Below are 26,159 nucleotides of genomic sequence, written 5' to 3'. Positions count from 1 at the left end.
GTATAATCAATATCTAAGCACTTGATACTGGAGCAATATTTAGTATGTAGGAGAATTGCAATGAGAGAAAAGGACAAAAGAAGTGAATTGTTGAGTATCGGGGAAATGGCGAAAATAACCGGTGTCAATATTAAATCGTTAAGATATTATGAACAAGTCGGAGTGTTGTTGCCGGTATACATCAATCCAGATTCTGGCTATCGCTATTATTCCTTAGCCCAAGTGAGCGCGGTCGAGCTGATTCAAGCATGTGTAGAGATTGGTTTACCATTAAAAGAACTGCATCGCTTTAGTGATCCAAATAATTCCATCGATTATCTATCTTTTTTATCATATAGTGAAGAATTGATGAAGCAAAAAATCGAGTTACTTCAACAAAACTTAAAAGGGATGCAAGAGGTCAAAGAGGAAATCAAATTATTAAAAAAATACAGACATTCTAAAAAGCAACATATTCGTCAATTGTCAGAAAAGTACTTATATGTTTTTCCTTACCAACCGACTGATAACAAAAAGACTCTTTATACAGAAGCAGCCCATTTGTTTGATCGCTCAATGGAAGCGGGGTATGAGCCTTTATATGATTTTGGCATTCTCTATGAATTTATTGATAAAGACGTGCAGCAGTATATGTATATAGAGATCAAGCCTACAAAAAATGTCGGTAACAATATCAAGATTTTACCTAGTGGAGAATACGTATGCCGATTTAGTCCTAAAAGTTACGGTGAGCGCCTTCCAGAGTTATTTCCAGAAATCTTTGAAAAAAAAGCGGCAGTTCTTGCGATTGAAGCAGAAGCTTCCACTGGAACATTAGAAGAAATCGTTTATGAGATTCGTGTTTTCAGTGATGGAATGAATGATTGAAAAATCCGTCATCACTGAACAAACGACGAAAAGTCAAATGTTGAAGTAACTATCTCCATGAATAAAGGTAATACCATTGAAGTAACTAATCATGCTGACCTACAATACAAGTTTTATTATAGTTGATTGGTTTCGTGAGGGTTTCAAATAAAATCTATCGTAAAACGGCATAATAGTGAATCAACAATATAAAAACTGATTTCGATCGACGATCAAAATCAGTTTTTTATTCATGTTACCTATAATTTGTTGTGAAAGTTCTATGCTTTGTTCATATACCCATGTTTAAGAAAGCGTTATCATTTTTGTGTATCAATTAAATTTAGGGGGAGCGGAGATGAAGAATAAGAAAAAAATAGCAGTCGGACTCTTTTGTGCAGTAGTAATAGCAAGCGCAATTGGCAGTGGGACAACGTATCACGCAGAGACTAAAACGTTTGATTACAAAGAAACAGAAGCAGCAACTTATCAACGAGGAATGGATAATCAGCCGGAATCGTCTTACTGGTTTCCTGAAGAATTGTTAGAATGGGAATTTTCTAAAGATCTGGATGCACCTTATAACGTCAGTAAAGTGCCTTTAGCAAAACGGATCGATAAAAAGGCACTGACAACTTCAAATGACACGCAAACACCAGAAATGAAAGTGGTCGCTTTGTCGATCATGAATAGCAGTACAAGTGGGAATGCGCCTAGAGGTATCAATACTTTTGATGCCAATGTATTTTCCAATTGGCAATATATCGACCAACTTGTGTATTGGGGTGGTTCGTCTGGTGAAGGGATCATTGTACCGCCAAGTCCTGATGTCATTGATGCGGCCCATAAAAATGGTGTGCCAGTATTAGGGACAGTTTTCTTTCCGCAGTCCGCTCATGGCGGTAAAATCGAATGGTTGGATACATTCTTGCAAAAAGATGAGGACGGTACCTTTCCTTTAGTTGATCAATTGATCGAAGTAGCTACTCGATATGGGTTTGATGGCTGGTTTATCAATCAGGAAACGGACACACTAGTCACAAGTTTTGATGATGCAAACAATCAAAAAAAGGTAGAAGGGGCAAATACAGCAGGAGGATTGAGTAAAGAACATGCGGATTTGATGCAAGAATTCATCAAACAATTCAAGCAAAAAGCAGCAGCTTTAGAAATCATGTGGTACGATTCGATGACTTCGGAAGGGAAGATGGATTGGCAAAATGCGTTGACAGATAAAAACCAAGCGTTTTTAGTCGATGCGGAAATGAATCCTGTAGCTGATAGCATGTTTTTGAATTTTTGGTGGAATACCGATCGTTTAGCGAGTCAAGAATTATTGAAAGCTTCAAAGAAGAAAGCCAATGAATTAGGGATCGATCCTTATCAATTATATGCGGGAATCGATGTCCAACAAAATGGGTATGATACCCCTGTGAACTGGCGGCTATTCACAGATGAAACTGGCACTCCTTATACTTCATTAGGACTGTATGTCCCGAGTTGGACCTACACATCAGCAAGTGATCCTGCTGATTTTCAACGTCGTGAAATGCGTTTTTGGGTCAATGAACAAGGTGATCCAACGAAAGGGAAGGCACCGGTAGAAAAAGAATGGCCTGGGATCTCTACGTATGCAGTAGAGCAGAGCGCTATTACCAGCATACCTTTTGTAACGAATTTTAATGTGGGGAATGGGTATGGTTACTTCATTAATGGAAAAAAAGTATCTAATCTACAGTGGAATAATCGCAGTATGCAAGACGTGATGCCAACGTATCGTTGGATCTTTGAACATCAAGGAGAAAATCAATTAGCAGTTGAGATGGATTATGATGAGGCGTTTCGTGGCGGGAATTCTTTGCTTCTTAAAGGGAGTATGGCGAACGAGGCATCAAGTACAATCAAACTATATCGAATGGATGGAATCATTTCCGATAAAACTTCTATCACAACAACGGCAAAAGCAACGAGCATGAGCCAACTTGACTTAGTTTTAGAAATGGCTGACGGACGAAAAGAAATCATCTCGGCAAGTGAGCCAATCGGTCGGGATTGGACAACTGTCAGCTATGATGTCAGTCGGTTAGCAGGAGAAAAAATCAACACACTCTCTTATCAGCTTGCTTCTTCAGAGACTCAGCCGGATTACTCGTTACACTTAGGTCAATTAGCTCTGACAGATGGAAAGGAACTTCCAACCACAAAAGTTTCGGGACTGACGCTTGAAGATGTTGCATTTGATGAAGAAGAAGGGCGATACGCTGGCATACGACTTGCTTGGGATGAGACGAAGAGTCAAGCAAGCTATTATGAGATCTACCGGTTGAATCCTGATAACTCAAAATCTTTCTTAGGAGCAACACCAGCTACGAATCATTATATCAATGCCCTTGAACGAACCTTAGACACCACGCAAACAAAATTGATTGTCGTGCCTGTAGATGTGCTGGGTAATCAAGGTGAACCTTCAGAGGTCGTTTCTTTTGATTGGCCGGATAATAAAGTGCCGAGAGCTGATTTTACTGCTTCAAGAACGTTAGCCGCTGCAGGGTCAGCAATTACTTTTACAAGCACGTCATCTTTAAATACCGAAACGGTTACTTGGGAATTTGAAGGTGGGGATATTACGACAAGTCATGAAAATTCGCCAGTTGTCACTTACCACAAAGAAGGTGTTTATAAAGTCAAATTAACGGCAAGCAATCAAGCAGGGGAGACACCTGTCGAAAAAGTCGGTTTGATCACAATTTCTGATAAAGTACCAACTGAGTTGCCGCTGTTATCACGAGACGTGAAAGCGACCGCTTCTTCTTACACCAATGAAGCGGAAGCACCTCATTTTGCAATAGATGGCGACTTGACGACTAAGTGGTGTGCAACGGGTACGCCGCCACACGAATTGACACTTGATTTAGGGCATGTTCAAACCATTAGTGAAGTTCGTATAGACCATGCGCAAGCAGGTGGAGAAAGTCCTGATATGAATACAAAAGCATATGTGATCGAACTAAGTGAAGATGGAGAGATATATAAAGAAGTCGCCAAAACTACCAATAATACGGCGAGTAGCTCGGTCGAGACTTTTGCGGTACAATCTGCACGATATGTCCGATTACGTATTGACAAACCAACACAAGGATCAGACACTGCAGCAAGAATCTATGGATTTGAAGTATTTGGATTGCCAGAATTATTACAATAGCTTGGTGGTATAAAAAGCGTATTTGTCATCCCATCAGTTCTATCATTTAATATAATTGAGATCCACTTCATTATAAAATAAGCGTCACCCTTTTCGAAACCATAAAAATGATTTTCGAGAGGTGGCGCTTATTTTTAACTATATTTCTAATGCAGTTTTCGTTGCCTTTACATAATCAAACGAGTTTTATTTATTAAGGTTGGAACGTCGTTTTTTTTCATAGAACGTCAATCCAGCAATAATCAATACTACAACAAAGTATGTTGTCCAACTAATCACATTAAAAAGTAATAAAGCTAATCCAATGATCAAACATAATAGTAAAGTCCATACGGTTAGATTCTTTTCCATATCAAATTGAAAACATGGAGACAGCCATTTTTTCTATCACGTGAAGAGTGAACTGTCGCTGTTTTCATTTCTAAACCTCCTTGTAAACGGCTTCTAAAGACAAAAATATTTTTTTATCTTGAAAAAGAAATTTTAGCATAAAGCAAAAAAGATTGTAAGGATTAGTTGAAGATTAGTGCCAATAAGGTCATTATTCCAGTTGCTGAAAATAGGATCGAATAATTTAAAAAAGAATATTCTTAAGAATAAGCTAGGATCATCCGATCATCATATGTAAAATAAGAGAAGAGTTTCGTCACGCATATAAAATTTAAGACACCTACTTTGATCTTTCAAGTAGGTGTCTTATTGTGAACTAGAGTTGCAATCGTCCATTCGAGGTTTTCACTCCTATGCGGATTTTTTAAGTTCTTGCACTGCTTGTTCGATCGTTACACCAGTCGCTACACGATTGCTATCTTCTTTGTCGAACACGACGAAAAGATTTAAATCGGTATTAAGAGTGACACGATATTGTAATTCTTTGTTATAGAATGTCATAGTCATTCTCCTTTCTTATTGTTCTGTTGAAAGGCAACGATACGTTGATAACGAAATTCCATAACTATTATAGCACAGATAGTTGAATTGAATCAACTGTATTTTTATTAAATAATAATGATTATTATTTAAAGGGCAACATTGACACAAAAAAATTGGATTATTTAAATGAAAAGAAAGGATAAGAAGATGTACACTAAATTATAAAGTTGATAAGAAAAAAGGGCTCTATAATTTATGGGACTGATGAATCAAAATTGATTCTTTAGTCTCATTTTCATTTTAGGTATTAAAAAACATATCGTTCTCTAGTATGATTAAATCACCACAAAATAAACAACTGAGAGGACGATATGCTATATGAATGATTCTATCAAAAAAATGCTGAGATTAATAGATAAAGATTTGATGATTACTAAGATCTCTTACGAGATCTTTCATAAGGAAAAGACATTGGTCATTAATGCCATTCTCTCACCTACTCCTCGTGCCTGTAGAAGTTGTGGTTCTACTGTGGTAGATGGAAACGGGAAAGCAACTGTGGTGAAAAATGGGAAGAAGGAAATCATTGTCCGCTTTGAACAATACAATCATATGCCAATGGTTATGCGCTTAAAAAAGCAACGCTATACCTGTAAAAACTGTCGATCCCATTGGACTGCTCAAAGCTATTTTGTCCGCCCAAGACATTCAATTGCGGATCATGTCAGATATAAAATTGCTTCTTTACTGACTGAAAAAGTCTCTTTATCTTTTATTGCGAAAAGCTGTCAGGTATCTTTGACCACTGTTATTCGTACATTGAAAGAGTTTAAAAGCTATTTACCAAAGCCCACTAAGAGGATTCTCCCCAAAGTATTGATGGTTGATGAATTTCGTTCGCACACTTCCATAGAAGATAAAATGAGCTTTATTTGCGCAGATGGAGAAACAGGTAATTTAATTGATATCTTACCTACGCGTAAATTACCTCGATTAACAAACTATTTCTTGGGCTGCATCAATCCAGAAGAAGTAAAATTCTTAGTCACAGACATGAACGCCGCCTACTTCCAGCTTACCAAACGCGTTCTGCCAAATGCGAAAGTAGTGATTGATCGGTTTCATATTGTCAAACACATGAATCAAGCTTTCAATGAGTTGCGTATCCGTGAAATGAATGAACTGCGTAAAGCAGGACAGAAAAGCCATGCAGAAAAACTGAAAAAGAACTGGCGCTTTCTGCTAAAAAATCGTGCAAACATTAACCACTATGAGTATAAAACATGGAAAAGTTTCCGAGCACCTAAATACCCATTTCTTACTGAAGCAATGATGATTGATCGATTGCTTAGCTTTTCTACGCCCCTAAAGGAGGCGTATCCCTTTTTCCATGAATTAGTTGAAGCTTTTCGAGACAAAGACCCTGACTTGTTTTTCTCCTTATTGGCAGAACTTCCCGAAACGTTAGATGACGGCTTTCGTGAGAAACTTCAAAACCTTCTGACCTACGAAGAAGGCATCGCCAATGCGATGATTTATCCTTACTCCAATGGAAAAATAGAAGCAAAGAATACCCACATAAAAACGATGAAACGAGTATCCTACGGTTTTAGATCATTTGAGAACATGAAAATTAGAATCTTTTTGACCAATCAATTAATCAATGTTAGATAACAAAAAATCTGAGCCAGAATGAGGTTCATTCTGACCCAGATTTAATTTTTCGCAACTCATCAGTCCTTATTGACAAAGAGCCGAAAAAAGCAGTATACGAGATCGGTAGCGATCTCGTATACTGCATAAATTATTTTAGTAACATTTTTCGCAAGGGGTCAATCCGCGTGCCAATGCTTCACTCATTGTCGCAGGATAGTAGTCACCGTTACCACACTTATGCGTATGGTACTTTGCTCCAGTTCTGGTAACTAAGACTTGTGCTTCATTCGCTTGTGCTTGTTGCGCTTGAGCTGCGGCTGCTTGTTCTTGTGCCACGCGTTGGGCTTCTGCTTGTTCAGCGGCTACACGAGCTTGTTCAGCGATACGCGCTTGTTCCGCTGCCTGTGCTTGTGCTGCCTGTTCTGCTTCAAGACGAGCTTGTTCTTCCTGTGCTTTCTTTTCTGCTTCAAGACGAGCTTGTTCTTCTTGTGCTTTCTTTTCTGCTTCAAGTTTTGCTTGTTCTTCTTGCGCTTTCTTTTCTGCTTCACGTTTCGCTTGTTCTTCTTGTGCTTTTTTCTCAGCTGCTAATTTTTCTTCTTTCTTTTTCTCTTCTAATTCTTTTTTTTCAGCCGCTTCTCGTTGGGCTTTATCTTCACTGGATGTTGAAGTGGTTTTCGAAGTAGCAGCAGTATCTGCTTTTGACGCTTGATTGGTACCAGATCCGCAAGCGCTACTGATTAGTAGTAAACCGAATAAAGCACTAAATAAAATGAGATGGCGCTGCCAAGTTTTTCCATTTCTTTTACTTGATCGGCTAAATAGATGGAGACCAAGTATCAAACTGATTAATCCTAACAATAACAACAATAAATTCATTTTTTCCTCCTGTTTCTACAAAAAATAGATCGCTTTCATACAAAGCTCCCCCTAATAAAAGCGATTGGTTTTATTTACGGCGCTTGACCGTATTCTCTATGTCGGAATCGAACCGACGAAAGCCAGTTAGAGAGTGTAGATAAATCAAAAAAGAATAGTAGTACAAGAAAGCGCAACGTTATAATTATATAAAGAAATAATAACAAACAAACTTTATTTTATCATTAAGATGAACATAATAACAGAGAATTTTAATGGATGATGATTTTTTTAATATTTGTTTTTTTAATGTAAAAAATGTTATATTTGATGAAGAAAAGTATCGTTTTGATATCATAATCGTTTGAATATAAAAATTAACCAAGAGTTCATATGAAAAAAAGAGTGAGGATGAAAAACTGGGTAGAGGAGGAGATAATATGCGCATTTTGTTTATTAATGCAAGCCCGAACAAAGAGGGGATGACCGTTAAATGGGGAGAAAAAATCTTAAAAGATATCGACTATACGGTCCTGCATTTAGTTGATTATTCGATCAATCAGTTAGGGCAGATGACCGAAGAGGATGAATTTGACAAAGTCATGGGAGTAATCAAACAAGCTGACGTCTTGGTGATTGGTACACCTATCTACTGGTGGGATGTGACCGGTCTGTTAAAAACATTTATTGATCGCTGGACGGATCTATTTGAGTATGGGTTAGACACACCAGAGGCTCCTTTGTATCAAAAATCTGTTTTCTGGTTTGTTCAAGGATCTGCTGCAGAAGAAGCTATCAGCGGAATTAGACAAATGTTGTCAAATGTGAGTGAGCGTTTTTTGATGCAGGAGTTAGGGATGATTTATCAAAAGAAAGACATTACTTCATCTAATGAACGAATCAAACAAATGAGATAAATAGAGAAATTGAAAGTACCGAGGGTTTATAGTTGTGTTTTATGAAAGGGCATGCTATAGTATAAAAGTAATCTATTTTGAAACGTAATTTGAGCTATAAGTTAAACATTATAAGACTCCTTTTGCCTATCAAATATTTATTGCACTATAAACGTACGTTGATACGTATCAGGAGGAAATATACATGAATAACGGTACAGTAAAATGGTTTAACGCAGACAAAGGTTTTGGATTTATCACTGGTGAAGATGGAAATGACGTATTCGCTCATTTTTCAGCTATCCAAGGTGACGGTTTCAAAACATTAGACGAAGGTCAAGCTGTGACTTTTGATGTTGAAGATGGACAACGTGGCCCTCAAGCAATCAACATCGTTAAAGCATAATCAAACGATTGATATCTTACTGCTCTTTCTTATGAAAGAGCAGTTTTTTTGTGTCTAATTTCAATAAAAGCCTCTCGATTCAGTAATCGAGAGGTTTGATAGAGCCATGAGTTATTACTTGTTTATAAGATGATCCCTTTCTGTTCTAAGTTTGCCACGCATTCGGCTAAGTAGATCTGATCATGTTCTGGATAAAGGGGTGAGGTCCATTCGATAGGGGAAAGGGTAGGATAAGGTTCGCAGATCTTCCCACGATACAAGGGATCAAACCATTCTTCACCAGGTTTATAATTCTGTTTCTTCATTTCTTCCATTACTAACAAATGATATTGAAATAATTTATAAGGCGAATGTGTAAAAACGTAATCGACAGTTGCATGTTTTCGTCCCCAACCATTGCCTCTCAGAGCACAACATTCGCGATGTTGTCCTAATAATTGTTGGCGTGGAAGTGATTGCAAGAGGCTTTGATGCCATAAGCGCATATAAGATTTCCTTCTTTCTAAAACAGTGAATTGAGTGTTTATGATGCTTCCGTTCGACCAATCAAATAATCGATGGTCGTGTCGTAAAAATCTGCGATAAAGATTAATTCGATAATACTAGGTATATTTTTTCCATCTTCATAGCTTTTATATGTCTCAATCGGTAAGTTCACTTTTTCAGCAACCTGTGGTGTAGTTAAATGCTTTTTATCTTTGAGGAAGTTTAAACGGCAATGCAGTGTATCCAGTAAAATCGCTTCTTCAATGGTCATTTTACCTCACCTTTCTCTAAATAATTATCTATGAGAGTTAACGTTTATTTTTTCTGTTTAGATAAAATAAATACCCAATGACAAAGAGTATGGAGAAAATGAACCCAACTAAATTAAACGTAAAGATCTGGAAGGGTTCGAAAAACTGATAATTTAATACTTTGTACATAAAATAGATCGCAGGAAAACTAGCCAAAGCGATTTTTTTTCGTTCTTTTGTCCATTTGATAAATGAAAAAACGATCGGTACAAAGATAAAAACAGGAAAAATAAAAGCAAGTCGGCTCAATTCCAGCATAATAAATAAACTCCCATAGCTATATTTTATTCGTGCATAAATTGTGTTTTGAGTTATTCTATTTGAGAATATACTAGATTTATATTCACTAAATAAAAGATAGCATGTTATACGATTCTGAACAAATATTTCGATAAAAAACATGATTTTTCTGTAGACGTATCATTTGAAAAAAATAAAAAAAGGTGGAACCTTCATTCCACCTTTTTTATGCTTTTCGATTGGTTTCGACCATTTACTCTTTAACATAAACATTAAAGTCTTTTAGAAGTTTAAGTGCTTGTGGCTCATGATTACGACTGCTGACTAGTGACGAATCAATGATAAAGTCAGCTTCTGGAAAGGCGCTTTGTAAAGCAATCGTGTTGGATAAGACACACAAATTAGTTTCGATCCCAACTACTTCAATTGTTTTTTGTTCTTCTTTACGTTCAAAAAGTGAATGTTTGATCTCTGTTAATATTTCTGGAGGCAGAGTGAAGTAGTATTTTTTGATTTCACGCTCATCTGATAGAGGGGAGAGAGCGGGAATGATTTTAAGATCTTCACTCTCTGCCTCATCTTTCCGTTCGATAGGGATATCTCGAGTGAATAGTACGTATTCATTCGCTGCACGTGCTTGGTTTAAGCGTGTGTTTACACGTTCAACTAATGCTTCACCATCTTCTAAATAAAATTCACTAGTTGGATCTAAAATATGATTTTGCATATCGATAACCACTAACATCTATCATCTCTCCTTATAAAAAGTGATCATTCAAAAAGTTTGCGACACCGGCTTCGTCATTAGTTTCTGTCACTTCATCTGCTAAATCCTTCACATGTTCTTGCGCATTGCCCATAGCCACGCTTAATCCACTGAACTCAAGCATTGCCAAATCATTTTCTTGATCACCAAACGCCATGACGTCTTCTGAAGATAAACCTAAGTACTCAGTTAGGAATAAGAGAGAGTGTGCCTTTGTAATATTTCTAGGAGTGATTTCCAGGAAATGTGGGTCTGAAAAGACAGAATCAATTCCTTCTTTCTCCAACTCTACTTGGATTTTTTTTAGTTTTTCCTCATTTTTATCCGTCAGTGCCAGTTTCAAATAGCTCAATGAAGGATCGTCCAACTGTGCTGTGATCTCATCGAAAGAATGATTTTGCAAGTTAAAGTGTTGATAATAAGGGTCGTCTTTTACTAAGGCATTTTCGTTAAAAGTGATTTGGTCATCTTGTGTTTCTCGGCTTGCGATGATCGATATTTTTGCTTCTTTTGCTAAATAAAAGGCCTTTTTTAGTATAGGTACTTCAATTTTTGAGCGTCTTAATACATGATCGATCTTGCCGTCTTTCATTTCCGAAATTAATGCACCGTTAGAAGAAATCAAATAGCCACTAACTCCTAATTGTGCAAAGACATCCTTTGCAGATATACTATTTCTTCCTGTAGCGATCGTTACGATTCCTCCATTAGAGGAGAATGCTTTTAATGCTCGAATATTTTCTTGTGGGACAACTCCTTGGGAATCAAGCAAGGTCCCGTCTAGATCGATTGCTGCTAATTTCATCTTTTTACGCTCCCTTAGTCTTTTTTCTTTCACCAATAGCTTAAATGAGAAACTTCTAAAATAAAAATAAAATGCTTTAACTCTTTGAATTTTTTCAAAAAAGATTTTTCATAAAGGATGAAAAGAATATTAGTAAGTAAATGGTTAAGACCGCTGTATAAAAAAGCATAACAATCTTAATGTTTTCGTTTTCATTTTCATAAAAAAGGTCAAATTTAGGGTAATATTCATAAAAAACAAAGCATATCTTTTGCTTTCAGGAAAAAGTAGGCATATTGTAGATGTAGAACAGGTTAGAAAAAGATTAAAAAAAGGAGTGATTTTGATGGAGATTAAGTATGGGACTGTACCGGTTGTGACTGCTTCAGATGAAAATTATGCTCCTTATCTAAGCGTAATGATTGCAACGGCACTGGAAAATGCGAATAAGATGAGACATATATATTTTTATGTGATTGATGATGGCCTATCAGAATATAGTAAAGAAGGATTGCGTCAGACAGTTGCACAACACTCAGAACATGCAAGCATCCAATTCTTGACAGTGGAGAAAGATGTATATGAAGATTTCTTAGTCAGTGACCACATTACAACAACTGCGTATTTAAGAATTTCTCTACCTAAGATCTTAGCAAAATACAATTATAAAAAAGTGTTGTATCTAGATGCAGATGTTTTAGTATTAGATGATATTGTTGCATTATATGATGAATCATTGAACGGTAAAACAATTGGGGCAGTAATTGATCCAGGACAAACGAAAGCGTTGAAGCGCCTAGGGATCGATTCAGAAGAATATTATTTTAACTCAGGTGTTATGGTGATCGATATTGATCAATGGATTGAAAAAGACATTACAGATAAAACGATCCAATTCCTAAAAGAAAATGGTGATCAGATTATCTATCATGACCAAGACGCATTGAATGGTGTCTTATATGGAGATTGGGAACAACTTCATCCAAAATGGAACATGCAATGTTCGTTGATTTTTGAACGCCACCCAGCTCCAGATAAAAAATATGAAGAGTTATATAAGAGTGGGAATGAAGCTCCTTCAATCGTTCATTTCACAGGGCATGATAAACCTTGGAATACATTGGAGGATCATCCTTATACACAAATCTATCTAAAAAATCTAGCGCATAGCGTATTAATGAAAGTAGGCGAGGTAAATGAATAGAAGAAAAGAAGTAGCAGTTGTCTCTAGTTGTAATACAAAATTTGTGCCTCATCTAGCAGCACTGTTCGTGTCGATTTTAGAAAATAGTGACCCAAAAGTGTTTGTACGATTCTATGTGGTTGATGATGATATTGAATTAGAAAGTAAAAATCTTTTACGTTATTCAGTGAAGAATTCACGAATGAATACAGATGTAGAATTTTTGAAAATCAATAAAAAATTCTTCAAAAACTTAGTAACAAGTGATCGTATTCCTGAAACAGCATACTATCGTATTGCAATCCCTGAGTTGTTTAGAGGGAAAAATGTGGAACGTGTCCTTTATATGGATTGTGACATGATCGCGTTGAACGATGTCAGCAAACTATGGGATTTAGAGTTTAACGGCGCAGTCATGGCAGCAGTTGAAGATGCTGGTTTCCACCAACGTCTTGAAAAAATGGAGATCGAAGCAGACTCAATGCGTTACTTTAACTCAGGCTTGATGCTGATCAATGTTGAAAAATGGTTAGAACAAAATATCACGAAAAAAGTTCTTAACTTCATTGAAGAAAATCCAGAAAAACTTCGATTCCATGACCAAGATGCTTTGAATGCTATCTTACACGATCGTTGGATTGCTTTGCATCCAAAATGGAATGCACAAGGTTACATCATGGCGAAAGCAAAACAACATCCAACAGCTGAAGGAGAAAAAGAGTACGAAGAAGCACGTCGTAAGCCTTATATCATCCATTACTCTGGACACATCAAACCATGGAGTGAAGATTTTAAAGGTGCTAGTAAAAAATACTATGAAAAGTATGCAAATATGACCGCTTTTCGTTGTGTTAAATCATTCCCTAAATATCCAATGTACGCTCGTGTTAAACGAAATACAGAATTGAGTCATTGATCGATAATAGAAAAACTTACTATTATATAGAGGAGATGATCGATATGGAAATCACACTGACAAGAAATGCGATGGACATCTTGAAGGAAAAAGCAGGCGAACAATCAAAATTAGCACTTGCATTGATCAATAGTAAAGATCCTTTTCTTAGAGACAAAGGAGCTTGTGCGAAAGGTAGCTTTTTCCAAATTATCCCTTTTGTTACTGAATTTGGACTATACGTCACAAAAATCAATCATCCTTCGCTAGAAATCTATACATCACAAAGCGAACAATGCTATTTAGGCAAATATTTGACGATGGATTATGATCATGTATTGAACAGTTTCTCATTAGAAAATGAGATTGCTGTACTAGATCATAATATCAAACTAACTAATTGTTTCTTTAGTTGAGTGCATACTGGAAAGGACGATTCACCATGCTGGAATATTACTTGATTGATGAAAACAAGAAAGTAATAGCCGCAGATGAAGAACATTTTAATTGGCTTGTTATTGATACGAGCGATACTGAGGAAATCGAACAGGTTACTCGAACCTATCAGCTTCCTGAAGATATTTTTGTCGGTATGACTTATCCAGAAGAGGTCTCACGGCTTGAACATCTATCAGGAACAAGTTTGAACAACCCGATTTCCTTAGTACTGCTCAACCTTTCAAGTGAAAAAGAAAAAATCGAACGTCGCCTGACGCCATTGTCGTTCGTCATGTCAAATGACTTATTGATTACCTGTCGGGACGAAAAAACCAATTTTATCGATCGGCTGATTGAACATCATGGTAATAAAATTGATTCTTTCGAAAAAGTGATTGTTTATGCGGCATTAGATATCTATACCCATTTTGTCAAAGAACTTCGTGAAATGAAAACGCGTATTGATGCGTTAGATCAAGAAGCTCGAAAAACGACAGAAAATGAAGAGCTGTACAAGCAAGCTGATTTAGAAAGAGACATTGTTTACATCGATCATACGTTGCGGGATCAAAAAGAGACAATGGAACTATTGTGGGAAACACCTGAATTCAAAGAACGTGTCAATGACGAACAGCTTCTTTATGACGTTCGTTTAAGGCAACGCCAAACAGAGAAGATGATTCTGATTTATCGCGATCTGTTAGAAAGTATCGGCGATCTGTTCAATGGAATGATGGACAACAATTTGAATCATCTGATGAAATATCTGGATTCTACCGCATTGATCATCTCTGTACCTGCGATGATCGCTGGTATTTGGGGAATGAATACCGGTGGATTACCAGGAGAAGATTCAGCAACTGGTTTTCTCTTAGTATTAGGAGGATCAATCCTTGCGGCTGCTGCGCTAGGGTATCATTTATTTAGAAAAGATTACACAAAATAATTAATATGGGCTTTTATGTCCAAATTTATAACGTCAGTTATGACTAAAAATTAGGAGGATCAACATGACAGAACCAAATTTAATCGACCCAAGAAAACTATACCACACAGAAGAATTTCCAAAACAGGATCAAGAAACTCCGGCTTTGCAAAAGGATATGAAACCAGTTCCTGATTGCGGTGAAGAAAGTTATAAAGGTACGGAGCAATTAGCAAATCGACGTGTCTTGATCACAGGTGCAGACTCTGGTATTGGACGTGCCGCTGCCATTGCTTTTGCACGAGAAGGCGCAGATGTAGCCATTCAATTTTTCCCAGGTGAGGAAGAAGACGCGCAACAAGTGGCCCATTATATCGAGGAAGCTGGACGTAAAGCATTACTATTACCTTATGATTTGCGAGATGAAGCTGCACCAAAAGAAATCATCCAAAAAACAGTGGATGCATTTGGTGGATTAGACACACTTGTTCTGAATGCGGCGCAACAAATTTCGTCTCCTTCAATTGCAGAAATCCCATTAGAACAAGTAAAAGATACTTTTGCTGTAAATATCATCGCAATGTTTGCACTTGTGAAAGAAGCAATTCCACATATTCCAGCAGGAGGAGCAATCCTTACAACGACTTCTGTCCAAGCATTCAATCCAAGTGAACACTTGTTAGATTATGCAGCGACTAAAGCTTCGATTGCAAACTTCACCATTGGTTTAGCAAAACAATTAGCACCAAAAGGAATTCGTGTCAACGGCGTAGCACCAGGACCAATTTGGACACCATTACAACTAGATGCAGGTCAACCAAAAGAAGATCTACCTGAGTTTGGTCAACAAGCATTGTTGGAACGTGCAGGTCAACCAGCTGAGCTAGCACCTGTTTATGTCTTTCTTGCATCCAACAAAGCAAGCTATGTCACAGCACAGATTTACGGTATCACTGGTGGAGAAGCTATCAATCTATAATCAGTGACTAGAAGCTAGGAGGGCGAGAAAATGAACAAAGGAGCCAAAACGATAGGAGCGATCTTACTGATCCTTCTGCTGTCTGTTTTAATATTTGCAATGTTGCTAAGCTCAGTGTATCCATTGCCGTTTAAGTTAGAAGAATTTCGCTTTTTATCATTAACTAACTTTTACGTACAACAATATGTCTTTTGGGTAACCGCAGCGTTTGCTGTGTTGACGTTGATATTGATTCTAGTCTTATTATTCTACCCAAAAACTTACCGGTCATTCTTATTAAAAAAAGGTGATGGAGAGTTAACATTAGATAAAAAAGCAATCGAAGGAATGGTTCGTTCACGATTGACGAAAGAAGACTTTGTTTCTTCCCCAAAAGTAACGATCAAAGCAACAAAAAATAAAATTGACGTAAAAGTAAAAGGCGAGTTGAAACGTACGTCATCATTAATCGGTAAAACAGGAGCACTAATGACAGACATTGAGCGCGATGTAAAACAAATCATCGGCACAGATGAACCAGTGAATGTCCTGATCAATTATACCGGTTTTGATTCACCACAATCAAAAAGAGTTGAACACTCACGAGTACAGTAAGGGGGAGAGAAAATGAACGAGATCTTTTCGACATACAAGCTCCCAATTATTTGTGGCGCGCTTGGATTGATATTAGCTATTTTGCTAGTAGCTGTCGGATTTTTTAAAACATTGCTGATCGTGATCATGGTTGCACTTGGCGTAGCCATCGGCATGTATTTAAAAAGAACCGGAATTTTAGAACATTACTTTAAATCTTAGGAGGCTTTACCATGGAAAACAATCATACAAATACAAACGGAAATACACCGAAATCAGCACATCCAGATCCAACAACGCCAAATCAAGCGCAAGGGATCAAGGATGAAAAAAATAAAACAGCACCGGTATCTGCACATCCAGATCCAGTGGTGCCACATGTAGAAGAAAAAGTAGCGCATGATCAAAAAGAACACCATGATCATCCACATCATGAAGCAAAAAATCCAGGTGTGCATACTCCAACTCATGAGGCAAGTAAACAGACAAACGAAGTGAAGGGCAGTGAAGAATCAATGAACGGTGAAGTAACTTATGATGACAAAGTCATTCAAAAAATTATTGCGATCGCATTAGAACGTATCGACGGACTATTAACAGTAGATGGAGGCTTTTTCTCAAATGTTGCTGGTAAATTAGTCAATACGGACAATGAAACAGCAGGCATCGAAACAGAAGTTGGAAAAAAACAAGTGGCTGTTGATATGTCGATCGTCGTTGAATACGGCAAGGACATTGAAGATATCTTTAAACAAATGAAAGAGATCATCAGTGAAGAAGTAGCGAATATGACACATTTAGATGTCATCGAAGTGAATGTCAATGTCACAGATATCAAATCAAAAGAAGAATTTGAACAAGACCAAGTCACTGTTCAAGATAAAGTGACAGATGCTGCAAAAGCAACTGGAGAATTTGCGTCAGAACAAACAGACAAAGCAAAACATGCAGCAAACAAAGGAACGGAAAAAGTAAAAGAAAATAACGAACCAAGAGTACAATAAAGTATCTTGGTGAGTCAAAAAAACTTTTAATTAAAATAAATAAGATGTCGCATTGAAAAAATCGGCTAGACACTATAGGAGGAAATACAGATGGGTTTTATTTGGTCATTAATCGTAGGTGGAGTTATCGGAGCAATTGCAGGAGCAATCACAAATAAGGGTTCTTCAATGGGTATCATTGCAAACGTCATTGCAGGACTTGTTGGTTCAGCAATCGGGCAAGCAGTGCTAGGATCATGGGGACCAGTAATTGGTGGTATGGCAATCGTTCCTTCATTGATCGGTGCGATCGTCTTAGTATTGATCGTGTCATTCTTTGCACGTAAATTATAAGAATAAAGAAGAAATTTGCGATGAATGCAAAAATTCTTCTACTTTGAAATAATCGGTAACATTCAATTAACAGTTATTTGATTGAAGGATCTTTACAAGTTGACTTGTTCAACGAAGTAAAGATCCTTCTTTTTTGTTGTCCTTTCGGCGTTTTATCAAGTAGATAAGCAAAAGATTATTTTCTCACAAAAAACCTCCTTTCAATTACTCCCAATCGAAAGGGAAAAAATGGCGTTACACAAGATGAGGATGACCGATAAGCTTGAATAAGTAAAGCTTTTCGATGCTTTTCTAAATGATTTGAAAAAGGAGTGAATAGTAAAAAGACGATTAAGAAACGGAAAATACATAACGTTTTTAATAAAAGAGTCATTTGAGATACTACGAACATCCTTTGAAGGTAAATAAATGACTACCAACAGAGAATGAAACAGACGAAATGTTTTTTCTCTTGTTGTTTGAGAATAGGGAGGTAATGATTTGAGAACAAGAAAAAAACTGTTGAACAGTGCTTTGATCCTAGGATTGACTTTAGGTAATCTTAATGGAACAGTTGTTCAGGCAGTGACTGCATTCAATAATTTAGGAATGAGTCAAAATAGACAAGTTAGTAATAGGCAAAAAAATGATGACTCTGAGAAGGCGATAGAAAACACTGAAGATAGTAAAAAGGTAAATAAAAACGCCAGTAGAACAACAGATAGTACATCAAATAAAGAAGAAACAAATTCTCGCACGGTATCAGAGAAAGAATCAAAAGAAGAACAAGAACGAATTTTGGAACGATTATTAAATCCTAGATATGCGATAGACGTTCCAGATAGTATCCTAGTTGCTCCTAGTACTAATTCAATTCGTTTAGGTGAGTTTTTAGTTAATGAGATGCAAAAAGGGATCAATGAACAATTCAATACAGACAATGATAATTTAAGTGTTAATGACACAATGATATTTAGAAACGTGACACCTATTTTTTATTATTCCTCTAGTGTGAGTACACCAGGAGTAACAATCAATAATCTGAGCCCATTAAGGGCGAATGGGGATTCTGCACCAAGAAGAGTTTTCAGGATCAACGCCATTTCACGTAGTGGAAATTGGCGAATGGAAATCACCCCTACGGAAAGTTCTACAGCTCAAAATTTGAATATTGGAGAAATAAATGTTGTATTCACTCGTCTAAGAGTAGCTCCACCTCAAGAAGAAATATTTGATGTAGAGAGATTTCCGTATTCTTATTATTGGTATATTGAACCCTGGAATGAAGCTTGGAGTACGGTAAGAATTGCGACGGAGTTTAAATTTGATTTTTCAACTACGGATATTGGTGATCTACGTGCGAATGTCAAGCCAGGTACACATACACTTAGCCATGGGGAGACAGTTCCCGATCCTGAAAGCTATGTAAACGTAGTGAATTCTCGTGGAGATGTCAGTTACCGATGGTTAACGGAACCAGATACGAACAGAATAGGTAAGCAACAAGTACGCATAGAAGTCAGGGATCAAACTGGCAGACCTCCAGTAATCGTGACTTTTGATATGGAAGTCCTACCATTGATTACTACAAAAGAAGATCAAATACAAGTTTATCAAAATGATCCAGTACCAGCTTTGGATGAACTTTTTGACGTCAATTATCAAGGTTCCTATCAGTTGTCATGGATTACTCCGACGAGTACAGCGACCCCAGGTTCCTTCGTATGGCAAGCGCGAGTTCGTACACAAGATGGCAGAGAAGCAACCGCTTCTGTGAATGCTGAAGTAATACCAGACCAAGGAATAATGATTGAGTTACATCCAATCAGAGCTCAACAGCTAGGTAATACAAGATCTTTATTGAATAGTAATGCATTCAGAGATTTAATCAAATCTGCATCTTTTAGAGGAACACCACTAGATATCGATTCTCTTAGATTGGTTGCTTCAGAATCATTTGAGCCAGATTATCAAACAGTTGGTGAACATCAATTAAGATTAACTGTTGAAGGACAACGACCAGACGTAAACGTGAGAACCACAGGAACAATTGAAACTACTGTTAACGTGCGTTGGGATAACACAATTTTGATGAGATCGATCAACGGTCAATCAGCTGGGGCATTTTCATTATTATTAAGTAATTCAGATTCTAATAATATTCCCCTAAGAATTACTAATGGCTTAGCAACAGACATGGACGCTTCTGTAGGACGATTAACTTCTCCTTTTTCTACATACTATTCGATCCAAATTATGCGTAATAACAATGTAATCTACAATCAAGAGATGTCGAATCGTACGACTCTACAACAAATCATGGATCAATTTGGTAACACAGACAATATTTTCAATGTCCAATTGGGCGATGTAATTCGTATCCATCATCCGGAACGAACAGCCAACAGCTCAGTTTTGATGATGAATGAAGAAGAGCATGATTTTACCTATGACACAGAATATGCATACTACGAAGTCACCTCTTCTGGTTTTAGACCTGCTCCGGTCATGGAAGCGCAAGCTTCACAAAAAAACTTTGCATTAGGTGAAAACACCTCCAACATTGATCCTAGCTCGTTGATCGATAATGTGACGATCAATGGTCGAAGAATTGATAATAGCCAATATACAGTGGAATCACTGATTGATTTTGACACGAGTACGATTGGCACACGTAATATGCGTCTAAGACTAAATATGAATGATGGTCTTGCCTCGAATGAAATGGAAGTAGAATACGGCGTGAATTGGGGCCATACTTTTGTGTTAAGAGGATTGAATGAAGCAACGGTTGGTGCGTTTAGTTTGCTTAAAGAAAACGGACAATTGGCACTCCATGCATCTCAAGGCGTAAGTGGTACGAACCTTGCCAATCCAGTCAACAATCACTTTGGTCGCGATACGTATTATTCGATCGAGATCATGGGAGGAACTAGCTCGAATTTTACATATGAAGTAGCAGGTAACTCCTCGATTAGAGATGCGATCAATGGCTTCAATAATGGACAGCCTTTACCAGTGGAAAAAGGCAATGTGATCAAAGTTTACCATGCAGATCCTCAAGGTGCTTCGCAAGGGCGAAACTTGCTCATGCAAGACGAATTAGTTCGTGATTACACGATTGGTTCAAATTATGCTTATTACGAAGTGACAGATAATGGGTTAGAACCAATTATTACCGTGGCTGCAGAATCTTCACCACAAGAATTTACTTTAGGCGATAGTACAGCAGGCATCAATGGAGCAAATCTGATCGATCATATCACAGTCAATGGGGTCGAATTAGCACCGAGTCTATATACAGTGACTCAATTAGAAGAATTTGATACATCCACTGCTGGTAAGAAAGATTTACGCATCCAATTTGAAACAAGAGATGGATTAGTTTCAAAAGAAATCACTGTCCCTTATGAAGTCAAGTGGGGGAATACGATTGTGATGCGTTCAGCCAATGGCGGTGCGGCAGGAGCTTTCTCTTTAAGACCAGGAAGTAATAATTCGGTGCGTCAGTTAACGATGTTCCCGGGGATTGATTCACCGTTAAATGAGCAGTTGAGTCCAAACTCTTCCTTGTATTACTCAATGGAGATCATTCGTGGCGATCGTACAATTTATTCTCAAGATATGCCAGGACGAGCAACGCTACAACAAGTGATGGATAATTTTGGAACCAATCGCGCGGTAACCGTTCAATTTGGAGATATCATCAAAATTTATCATCCGCAACGTTCAGAAGGAAGTTCAGTGTTATTCGTTAATGAGGAAGAAAAAGACTTTACTCACAATTCTTCTTATGCCTACTATGAGGTAACCGCATACGGATTTGAACCAATGGCAGTAATGGATGCTCATACAGCAAATAAGGAACTTGTTTTAGCGCAAGATACAACCAACTTTGAATTGGAAGAATTATTAGATAGCGTGACGATCAATGGAGAACCTGTGGCAGAAGATACCTATACGATCGAGCGCTTATCTGATTTCGATACTTCAACCATTGGTAAACGAGAAGTTCGGTTGAGAATGGCTATGAAGGACGGTCTAGCCTCCGTGGAGCTGGAGATTCCTTATGAAGTGAAGTGGGGTAGTACATTCTTATTGAAGGGCTTAGAAAATGCAACAGTTGGGGCATTCAGTATCGTCGAGCAAGATGGGCTATCAAAAATCCACGCCACTCAAGGCGAGGAAGGAACGATTTTAAACAATGCGGTGAATAATGTTTTTGGTCGTGATACGTATTATCGAATCGAAATTTTAGCTGATCCAGAGCAGCCAGAAAGTCGCCTGTTTCCTGATAATATCAAATACAGCTATGAAGTGACAGGACATATGACGATCAGACAAGCAATCCAAGGCTTTAATAATGGGCAACCGTTAGAAGTAAATGAAGGGGATATTTTCAAAGTTTATCATGCGGAAACAGAAAATCGTAACTTGTTGATGCGTGATAACTTGGTCAGAAACTTTACGGCGGGATCTAATTATGCCCATTACCGAATCCAAAACGGTGAGTTTGAACCAATCACTATGATCCATGCAGAAAAACAAAATCAAAGCTTGGTTTTAGGTGAAGATGCAAGTGAATTGGATGCAACAAAGCTGATCAATGAAGTCCGCTTTAACGGACACCAATTATCTAGTTCGTTATATAATGTGGAACAAATTGATGCGTTCGATACACAAACAGCTGGTCAAAAATCAGTGACCGTTCGTGTATCCACAGCAGATGGTGTAACCGCAACAGATATCGAAGTGCCTTATGAAGTCAAATGGGGCAGCACGATCCATTTAAAGAATCGTCAAAATGAGACAGTAGGTTCATTTGGTTTAGTGAAAAGTGGTCGCCAAATCGAGATTCAATCCATTCAAGGTTCGGATCGTACGATTTTAAATAATCGAGTAACGCAAGTGGACGACAATAATGTGTATTATGGAATCGAAATCATCGGCCAAGATGGACGGTCGAAATATCAATATGAAGTTCGTGGAACACAAACGATCCAACAAGCTATTTCACGGTTCAATAGTGGAAGTGCCTTTCCAGTAGTTGAAGGAGATGTTGTCAAGGTCTTCCACCAAGATGCGAACAACAATATCTTGATGCATGAAGAACAAGAAAGAAACTTCACTTATGGAGGACAGTTTGCTGTTTATAATGTGACAGAATATGGCTTTGAGCCAACAGGGGAGTTAGATGTTCGAACACGAGTAGCTTCTATTGCGATTGGCACAGAAAGAGTCGATCCGAAATCTATGGTTGAAACAGTAAGAGTAAATGGTCGCGAAATTCCAGCCAATTCTTATACGGTTCAGTTACAAGAAGATTCACAAATCGATACATCTGCACTTGGAAGTAACAATGTCGTTGGTTTAGACATCCAAGTCAATGAAGCACATGGTGGTTTTACAACAAGTGCTGAAGGAAGATACTCAGTGGTTGAACAAGGTGCAGAAGATACTCCAGGTGCTGCTGGTGAAGAGGGGACTGGAAGTGATACCGGCGAGAACGGAGAAAGTGGACCAAATGACGGAAGTGATCAAGAAGCAACAGGCAACTTACCACAAACAAATGCCACTAGAAACACGCTTCTCTCTGTATTGGGTACCATATTACTGACATTGGTTGGCGGCATCTTCTTTTGGAAAAAACGATCTACTGACGAGGTGGAAGAAGAGTCAAATGAATAAAACAACTTTTTATCCACTTTTTATCCATTGTAGAAAAAATAGTTTTTAGAGAAGAAAAAAGACCACTAAAATTAAATAAGGGAAACACTCAAAGGAGGGGAGACCCAAATTTGAGTGTTTTTTATTTGTTAGTGAGGTGAATAGAAATGTTGAAAATTTTGTCAAAAAAATTAAAAAGACAATTGAAATTACTAGAGTACTTATTTGAAGGCAATACCTATCGTTTTAACGACTTAGAAAATTTACTTGGTTGTTCAGCAAAAACTTTGAGGAATGACTTACTTGATCTTAACTCTTATGCCAGTGATATTACCATTCAAATGACACGAGAAGAAGGGGTTAAAGCAACAATTCTACCTCATGTAACAGAAGATTATATTTATCAAGTGATCAAGCAAGAGTCGATCGAATATCGTTACTTAGAAGCTATATTATTACATAAGTTTAAGAATTATCTAGAATTAGCAGACTATTTATTTATTTCTGAAAGTACCTTGCGACGAATTGTCGATAAAATCAATCCGATGTTACAAAGTTTTGATCTGAAAGTACAAGCATTGATTAAGCTTGTTGGTAACGACCAAATCATTACTGAAATGACTGTACAGTTCTTAATGGAAAAATATCATTATTTTGAGGATGCTTTCCCTGCGACTTTTCGGTTGATTGTTACTCAACTAGCACAGGAGTTTGTTGAAGAAAATAACTTGCAACAAACGCTGATTAGTTTGGAGCCACAAGAGAAAAAAATATTTCATTTTTGGATTGCGAGCCGTATACTATTGCTCCAAAATGATAGTGCGCTAGTTTCAAACAGTAAAAAAACAAAGAAATTCAAGTACGAAATATTAACAACTAAGCAATTGCACCTACCTAAGAAGAACGAATTGATTAATGAGCACTTGGCACGGTTTATATTCGATCAACCGTTTATTTTCCAATTATTCGATATAGATACTTTGAATCAAAAAAATCCCATTATACTTGCATTAGATAGCTTCATCAAAGAGGTGGAAGAGAAATATGGAATTGTATGCGAAGACAAAACAAAGATCTTCCACAAGATCACTATTTTATTACAACAAAATACGGTGCCATTTTCCATAAATTACCAAAAGCACTCACTTTTTTTAAAAAACACTCACTCAGAAATGAATAAAATCCAACTTCGATTATGGAATAAGTTAAAACATTACGTCCATACGCATAATATTCTACTAAATGATTTCGAAGAATTTGCGACAACTGTATTTACAGAAATATTATTGTACTGGCCAGATCTAATAAAAAAATTCGAAGATAATAAACATGTTCGTGCATTAGTCATAACCAATTCTACCCTTAAATATGACGACTATTTGCTCAGCAAGCTAGAACACCAGTTGGGCAATCAATATGAATTTGTCGTGAAAAACAATAAAGTATTATCTCAGGATCTAATTAATTATGAGAATTTTGATTGTATTATTTCAAATATTACGATTGATAAAACATATAATATCCCTATATTCGGTATCTCCGTTTTCCCTAAAACAAGGGAGATACATAATCTGATAAACTTTTATCAAGAATTGCTTGCTTGATAACGAATAAAAAAATGCAAGTCCTCCAAATCTTGAGATTATGGGGCTTGCATTTTTATAATAGCTGAAATAGTTAGATTTCTTTATCTTTTTCAAAGACAAGAAGGTCACCTGGTTGACAATTTAAAACTTCACAGATTTTATCTAACGTAGTGAAGCGGATCGCCTTTGCTTTTCCAGTTTTCAATATTGAAAGATTAGCCATGGTTATGCCAACTTTCTCACTTAGTTCAGTTACTGACATTTTCCGTTTTGCTAACATCACGTCTAAATTAACAATGATCGCCATCTCGCACCTCACACTGTCAATTCGTCATTTTTCTTCAAACGAATTGCTTTTTCCAATATTTTGATCAAGACATTCATTAATACTAACCCTGCAAAAGGTAAGAAAACCAGTGCAAGGCCTAATAGCATCAATCCAGGAGCGTCATCCGCATCTGCCATTTGGTAGAATTTTGGTAAAATACCAAAAGCACTGAGTGATAAGAAAATCATTACTTTCCGGATATAGCTAACTAAACGATGGGAATGCTTTGAAAATGTCTGGTCTTTAGATACGATTGTTAATAATTTAAAAATGATGCCACCAATGATTATACCTGATAGCAGAGTAGTGAAAATGACTAAAATCATAAGAATGGTTTGCCAATCTAAGAGGGTGTTCGATTCATTGGTTAATAACTGAGTACCAAATAATAGACCAAATAGACCGAAAACGACACATACTCCGATAGTAGTTGTTTTTAAAAATAATGAATGTATTTTCATTTGTTTAACTCCTTAAATAAATATATATTGATATTCAATTATTATTTATCGTTTTTCGATAAACAAATAGCTGAACGATTGCCTTTCCCGAAGAAAAGGCAATCTAACGAAGCATTTGTGTTACTTAAAACCTCTAAAGAGGCGATTACTCTATATTAACTCTTTCTCATTTAAACAATGTATTCCCTAACCACTAATACATCCTTGTAACCCTTTAGTTACGCCAGTGGGATTAAATTTCATAAAAACAAATTAAGATGTCGTATAACATATGATTCGTAATAATTCCATTATAGCACAACATGCTATAGATGTAAATAGACTATAACTTTCAGAAAAAAAACATTGGCTGTACCGAAAAAATGAAAAGTTCTACGCAGTTTATTAATCAACATGTAATCCAAAAGACTAGTGAAATGTGCTACAATCTTTTTTGTTGAAAAGGATTAAAACGTTTTTGTTATCGAAAGATACATAAAATGAAGAA

25 protein-coding genes are annotated in these 26,159 nt (G+C 37.0%); 16 read left to right on the top strand and 9 right to left on the bottom strand.

What is annotated here, in order from left to right; genetic code table 11:
- Window positions 1-60: 60 nt before the first annotated feature.
- Together IGK77_RS07990 and IGK77_RS07985 are read left to right on the top strand one after the other, a co-directional pair.
- Window positions 61-867: a MerR family transcriptional regulator gene (locus IGK77_RS07990; protein WP_074799093.1), complete on the top strand. Its 807-nt coding sequence runs from the start codon at window positions 61-63 to the stop codon at window positions 865-867.
- Window positions 868-1,204: 337 nt separating this feature from the next.
- The gene (locus tag IGK77_RS07985) at window positions 1,205-4,048 is read left to right on the top strand and encodes an endo-beta-N-acetylglucosaminidase (RefSeq protein WP_074799091.1); all 2,844 of its coding nucleotides are present in this window, start codon (window positions 1,205-1,207) and stop codon (window positions 4,046-4,048) included.
- A gap of 741 nt (window positions 4,049-4,789) precedes the next feature.
- Here IGK77_RS07985 and IGK77_RS07980 read toward each other — a convergent pair.
- Window positions 4,790-4,939 carry a hypothetical protein gene (locus IGK77_RS07980; protein ID WP_010735353.1) on the bottom strand — a complete coding sequence of 50 codons (150 nt, stop codon included), beginning with the start codon at window positions 4,937-4,939 and terminating at the stop codon, window positions 4,790-4,792.
- A gap of 360 nt (window positions 4,940-5,299) precedes the next feature.
- On the opposite strand from IGK77_RS07980, the gene IGK77_RS07975 reads away from it, so the two are divergent.
- Window positions 5,300-6,595 (top strand): ISL3 family transposase, encoded by a 1,296-nt coding sequence (locus IGK77_RS07975; RefSeq protein WP_438713035.1) that lies wholly within the window; start codon window positions 5,300-5,302, stop codon window positions 6,593-6,595.
- A 135-nt stretch (window positions 6,596-6,730) separates the two neighbouring features.
- Here IGK77_RS07975 and IGK77_RS07970 read toward each other — a convergent pair whose 3' ends face one another.
- Window positions 6,731-7,453, bottom strand: a complete 723-nt coding sequence (locus tag IGK77_RS07970) for a hypothetical protein (protein WP_081355894.1) — start codon at window positions 7,451-7,453, stop codon at window positions 6,731-6,733.
- A gap of 419 nt (window positions 7,454-7,872) precedes the next feature.
- On the opposite strand from IGK77_RS07970, the gene IGK77_RS07965 reads away from it, so the two are divergent.
- Together IGK77_RS07965 and IGK77_RS07960 are read left to right on the top strand one after the other, a co-directional pair.
- Entirely contained in the window at window positions 7,873-8,349 is a 477-nt protein-coding gene (locus IGK77_RS07965; RefSeq protein ID WP_074799090.1) for a flavodoxin family protein, read from the top strand.
- Between the two features lie 184 nt (window positions 8,350-8,533).
- Window positions 8,534-8,734 carry a cold-shock protein gene (locus IGK77_RS07960; protein WP_010735357.1) on the top strand — a complete coding sequence of 67 codons (201 nt, stop codon included), beginning with the start codon at window positions 8,534-8,536 and terminating at the stop codon, window positions 8,732-8,734.
- Window positions 8,735-8,856: 122 nt separating this feature from the next.
- Here the strand turns inward: IGK77_RS07960 and IGK77_RS07955 are convergent, their stop codons facing one another.
- The 5 genes from IGK77_RS07955 to IGK77_RS07935 all read right to left on the bottom strand — a co-directional run bounded on the left by IGK77_RS07955 (window position 8,857) and on the right by IGK77_RS07935 (window position 11,342).
- Complete coding sequence (locus IGK77_RS07955; protein ID WP_071867445.1) at window positions 8,857-9,219, bottom strand: TIGR02328 family protein; 363 nt, start codon at window positions 9,217-9,219, stop codon at window positions 8,857-8,859.
- 38 nt (window positions 9,220-9,257) lie between these two features.
- Complete coding sequence (locus tag IGK77_RS07950; protein ID WP_071867444.1) at window positions 9,258-9,491, bottom strand: helix-turn-helix domain-containing protein; 234 nt, start codon at window positions 9,489-9,491, stop codon at window positions 9,258-9,260.
- 37 nt (window positions 9,492-9,528) lie between these two features.
- Window positions 9,529-9,789 carry a hypothetical protein gene (locus IGK77_RS07945; RefSeq protein WP_071867443.1) on the bottom strand — a complete coding sequence of 87 codons (261 nt, stop codon included), beginning with the start codon at window positions 9,787-9,789 and terminating at the stop codon, window positions 9,529-9,531.
- 235 nt (window positions 9,790-10,024) lie between these two features.
- On the bottom strand, window positions 10,025-10,516 hold the full coding sequence (locus tag IGK77_RS07940; protein WP_071867442.1) for an isochorismatase family cysteine hydrolase: 492 nt from the start codon (window positions 10,514-10,516) through the stop codon (window positions 10,025-10,027).
- Window positions 10,517-10,529: 13 nt separating this feature from the next.
- The gene (locus IGK77_RS07935) at window positions 10,530-11,342 is read right to left on the bottom strand and encodes a Cof-type HAD-IIB family hydrolase (protein ID WP_071867441.1); all 813 of its coding nucleotides are present in this window, start codon (window positions 11,340-11,342) and stop codon (window positions 10,530-10,532) included.
- Between the two features lie 325 nt (window positions 11,343-11,667).
- Between IGK77_RS07935 and IGK77_RS07930 the strand changes: the two genes are divergently transcribed.
- The 11 genes from IGK77_RS07930 (at window position 11,668) to IGK77_RS07880 (ending at window position 24,901) form a co-directional block, all read left to right on the top strand.
- Window positions 11,668-12,525, top strand: a complete 858-nt coding sequence (locus IGK77_RS07930) for a glycosyltransferase family 8 protein (protein WP_071867440.1) — start codon at window positions 11,668-11,670, stop codon at window positions 12,523-12,525.
- Window positions 12,518-13,420 carry a glycosyltransferase family 8 protein gene (locus tag IGK77_RS07925; protein WP_071867439.1) on the top strand — a complete coding sequence of 301 codons (903 nt, stop codon included), beginning with the start codon at window positions 12,518-12,520 and terminating at the stop codon, window positions 13,418-13,420. Before IGK77_RS07930 ends, IGK77_RS07925 begins: the two co-directional genes overlap by 8 nt.
- A 44-nt stretch (window positions 13,421-13,464) precedes the next feature.
- Window positions 13,465-13,815: an iron-sulfur cluster biosynthesis family protein gene (locus IGK77_RS07920; RefSeq protein ID WP_071867438.1), complete on the top strand. Its 351-nt coding sequence runs from the start codon at window positions 13,465-13,467 to the stop codon at window positions 13,813-13,815.
- Between the two features lie 26 nt (window positions 13,816-13,841).
- A complete protein-coding gene (locus IGK77_RS07915; RefSeq protein WP_074799088.1) occupies window positions 13,842-14,783 on the top strand; it encodes a magnesium transporter CorA family protein in 942 nt (313 codons plus the stop codon).
- Window positions 14,784-14,847: 64 nt separating this feature from the next.
- Window positions 14,848-15,741, top strand: coding sequence for an SDR family oxidoreductase (locus IGK77_RS07910; RefSeq protein WP_023519734.1), 894 nt, complete (start codon window positions 14,848-14,850; stop codon window positions 15,739-15,741).
- A gap of 30 nt (window positions 15,742-15,771) precedes the next feature.
- Window positions 15,772-16,335: an alkaline shock response membrane anchor protein AmaP gene (gene amaP / locus IGK77_RS07905; RefSeq protein WP_071867436.1), complete on the top strand. Its 564-nt coding sequence runs from the start codon at window positions 15,772-15,774 to the stop codon at window positions 16,333-16,335.
- Between the two features lie 12 nt (window positions 16,336-16,347).
- Window positions 16,348-16,536, top strand: coding sequence for a DUF2273 domain-containing protein (locus IGK77_RS07900; RefSeq protein WP_010735369.1), 189 nt, complete (start codon window positions 16,348-16,350; stop codon window positions 16,534-16,536).
- A gap of 11 nt (window positions 16,537-16,547) precedes the next feature.
- Complete coding sequence (locus tag IGK77_RS07895) at window positions 16,548-17,318, top strand: Asp23/Gls24 family envelope stress response protein (protein WP_071867435.1); 771 nt, start codon at window positions 16,548-16,550, stop codon at window positions 17,316-17,318.
- Window positions 17,319-17,408: 90 nt separating this feature from the next.
- Entirely contained in the window at window positions 17,409-17,651 is a 243-nt protein-coding gene (locus tag IGK77_RS07890) for a GlsB/YeaQ/YmgE family stress response membrane protein (RefSeq protein ID WP_071867434.1), read from the top strand.
- Window positions 17,652-18,131: 480 nt separating this feature from the next.
- Window positions 18,132-23,318, top strand: a complete 5,187-nt coding sequence (locus IGK77_RS07885; protein ID WP_074799086.1) for a putative mucin/carbohydrate-binding domain-containing protein — start codon at window positions 18,132-18,134, stop codon at window positions 23,316-23,318.
- A gap of 146 nt (window positions 23,319-23,464) precedes the next feature.
- The gene (locus IGK77_RS07880; protein WP_071867432.1) at window positions 23,465-24,901 is read left to right on the top strand and encodes a helix-turn-helix domain-containing protein; all 1,437 of its coding nucleotides are present in this window, start codon (window positions 23,465-23,467) and stop codon (window positions 24,899-24,901) included.
- A 73-nt stretch (window positions 24,902-24,974) separates the two neighbouring features.
- Here IGK77_RS07880 and IGK77_RS07875 read toward each other — a convergent pair whose 3' ends face one another.
- Together IGK77_RS07875 and IGK77_RS07870 are read right to left on the bottom strand one after the other, a co-directional pair.
- Window positions 24,975-25,190, bottom strand: coding sequence for a helix-turn-helix domain-containing protein (locus tag IGK77_RS07875; RefSeq protein WP_019723937.1), 216 nt, complete (start codon window positions 25,188-25,190; stop codon window positions 24,975-24,977).
- Window positions 25,191-25,198: 8 nt separating this feature from the next.
- Window positions 25,199-25,672 (bottom strand): DUF2975 domain-containing protein, encoded by a 474-nt coding sequence (locus tag IGK77_RS07870; RefSeq protein WP_074799085.1) that lies wholly within the window; start codon window positions 25,670-25,672, stop codon window positions 25,199-25,201.
- Window positions 25,673-26,159: the final 487 nt, after the last annotated feature.

The sequence above is a fragment of the Enterococcus sp. DIV0806c genome (assembly GCF_051710905.1).
Taxonomy (GTDB): Bacteria; Bacillota; Bacilli; order Lactobacillales; family Enterococcaceae; genus Enterococcus_B; species Enterococcus_B mundtii.
This window is presented reverse-complemented; position numbering and strand designations above follow the sequence as displayed.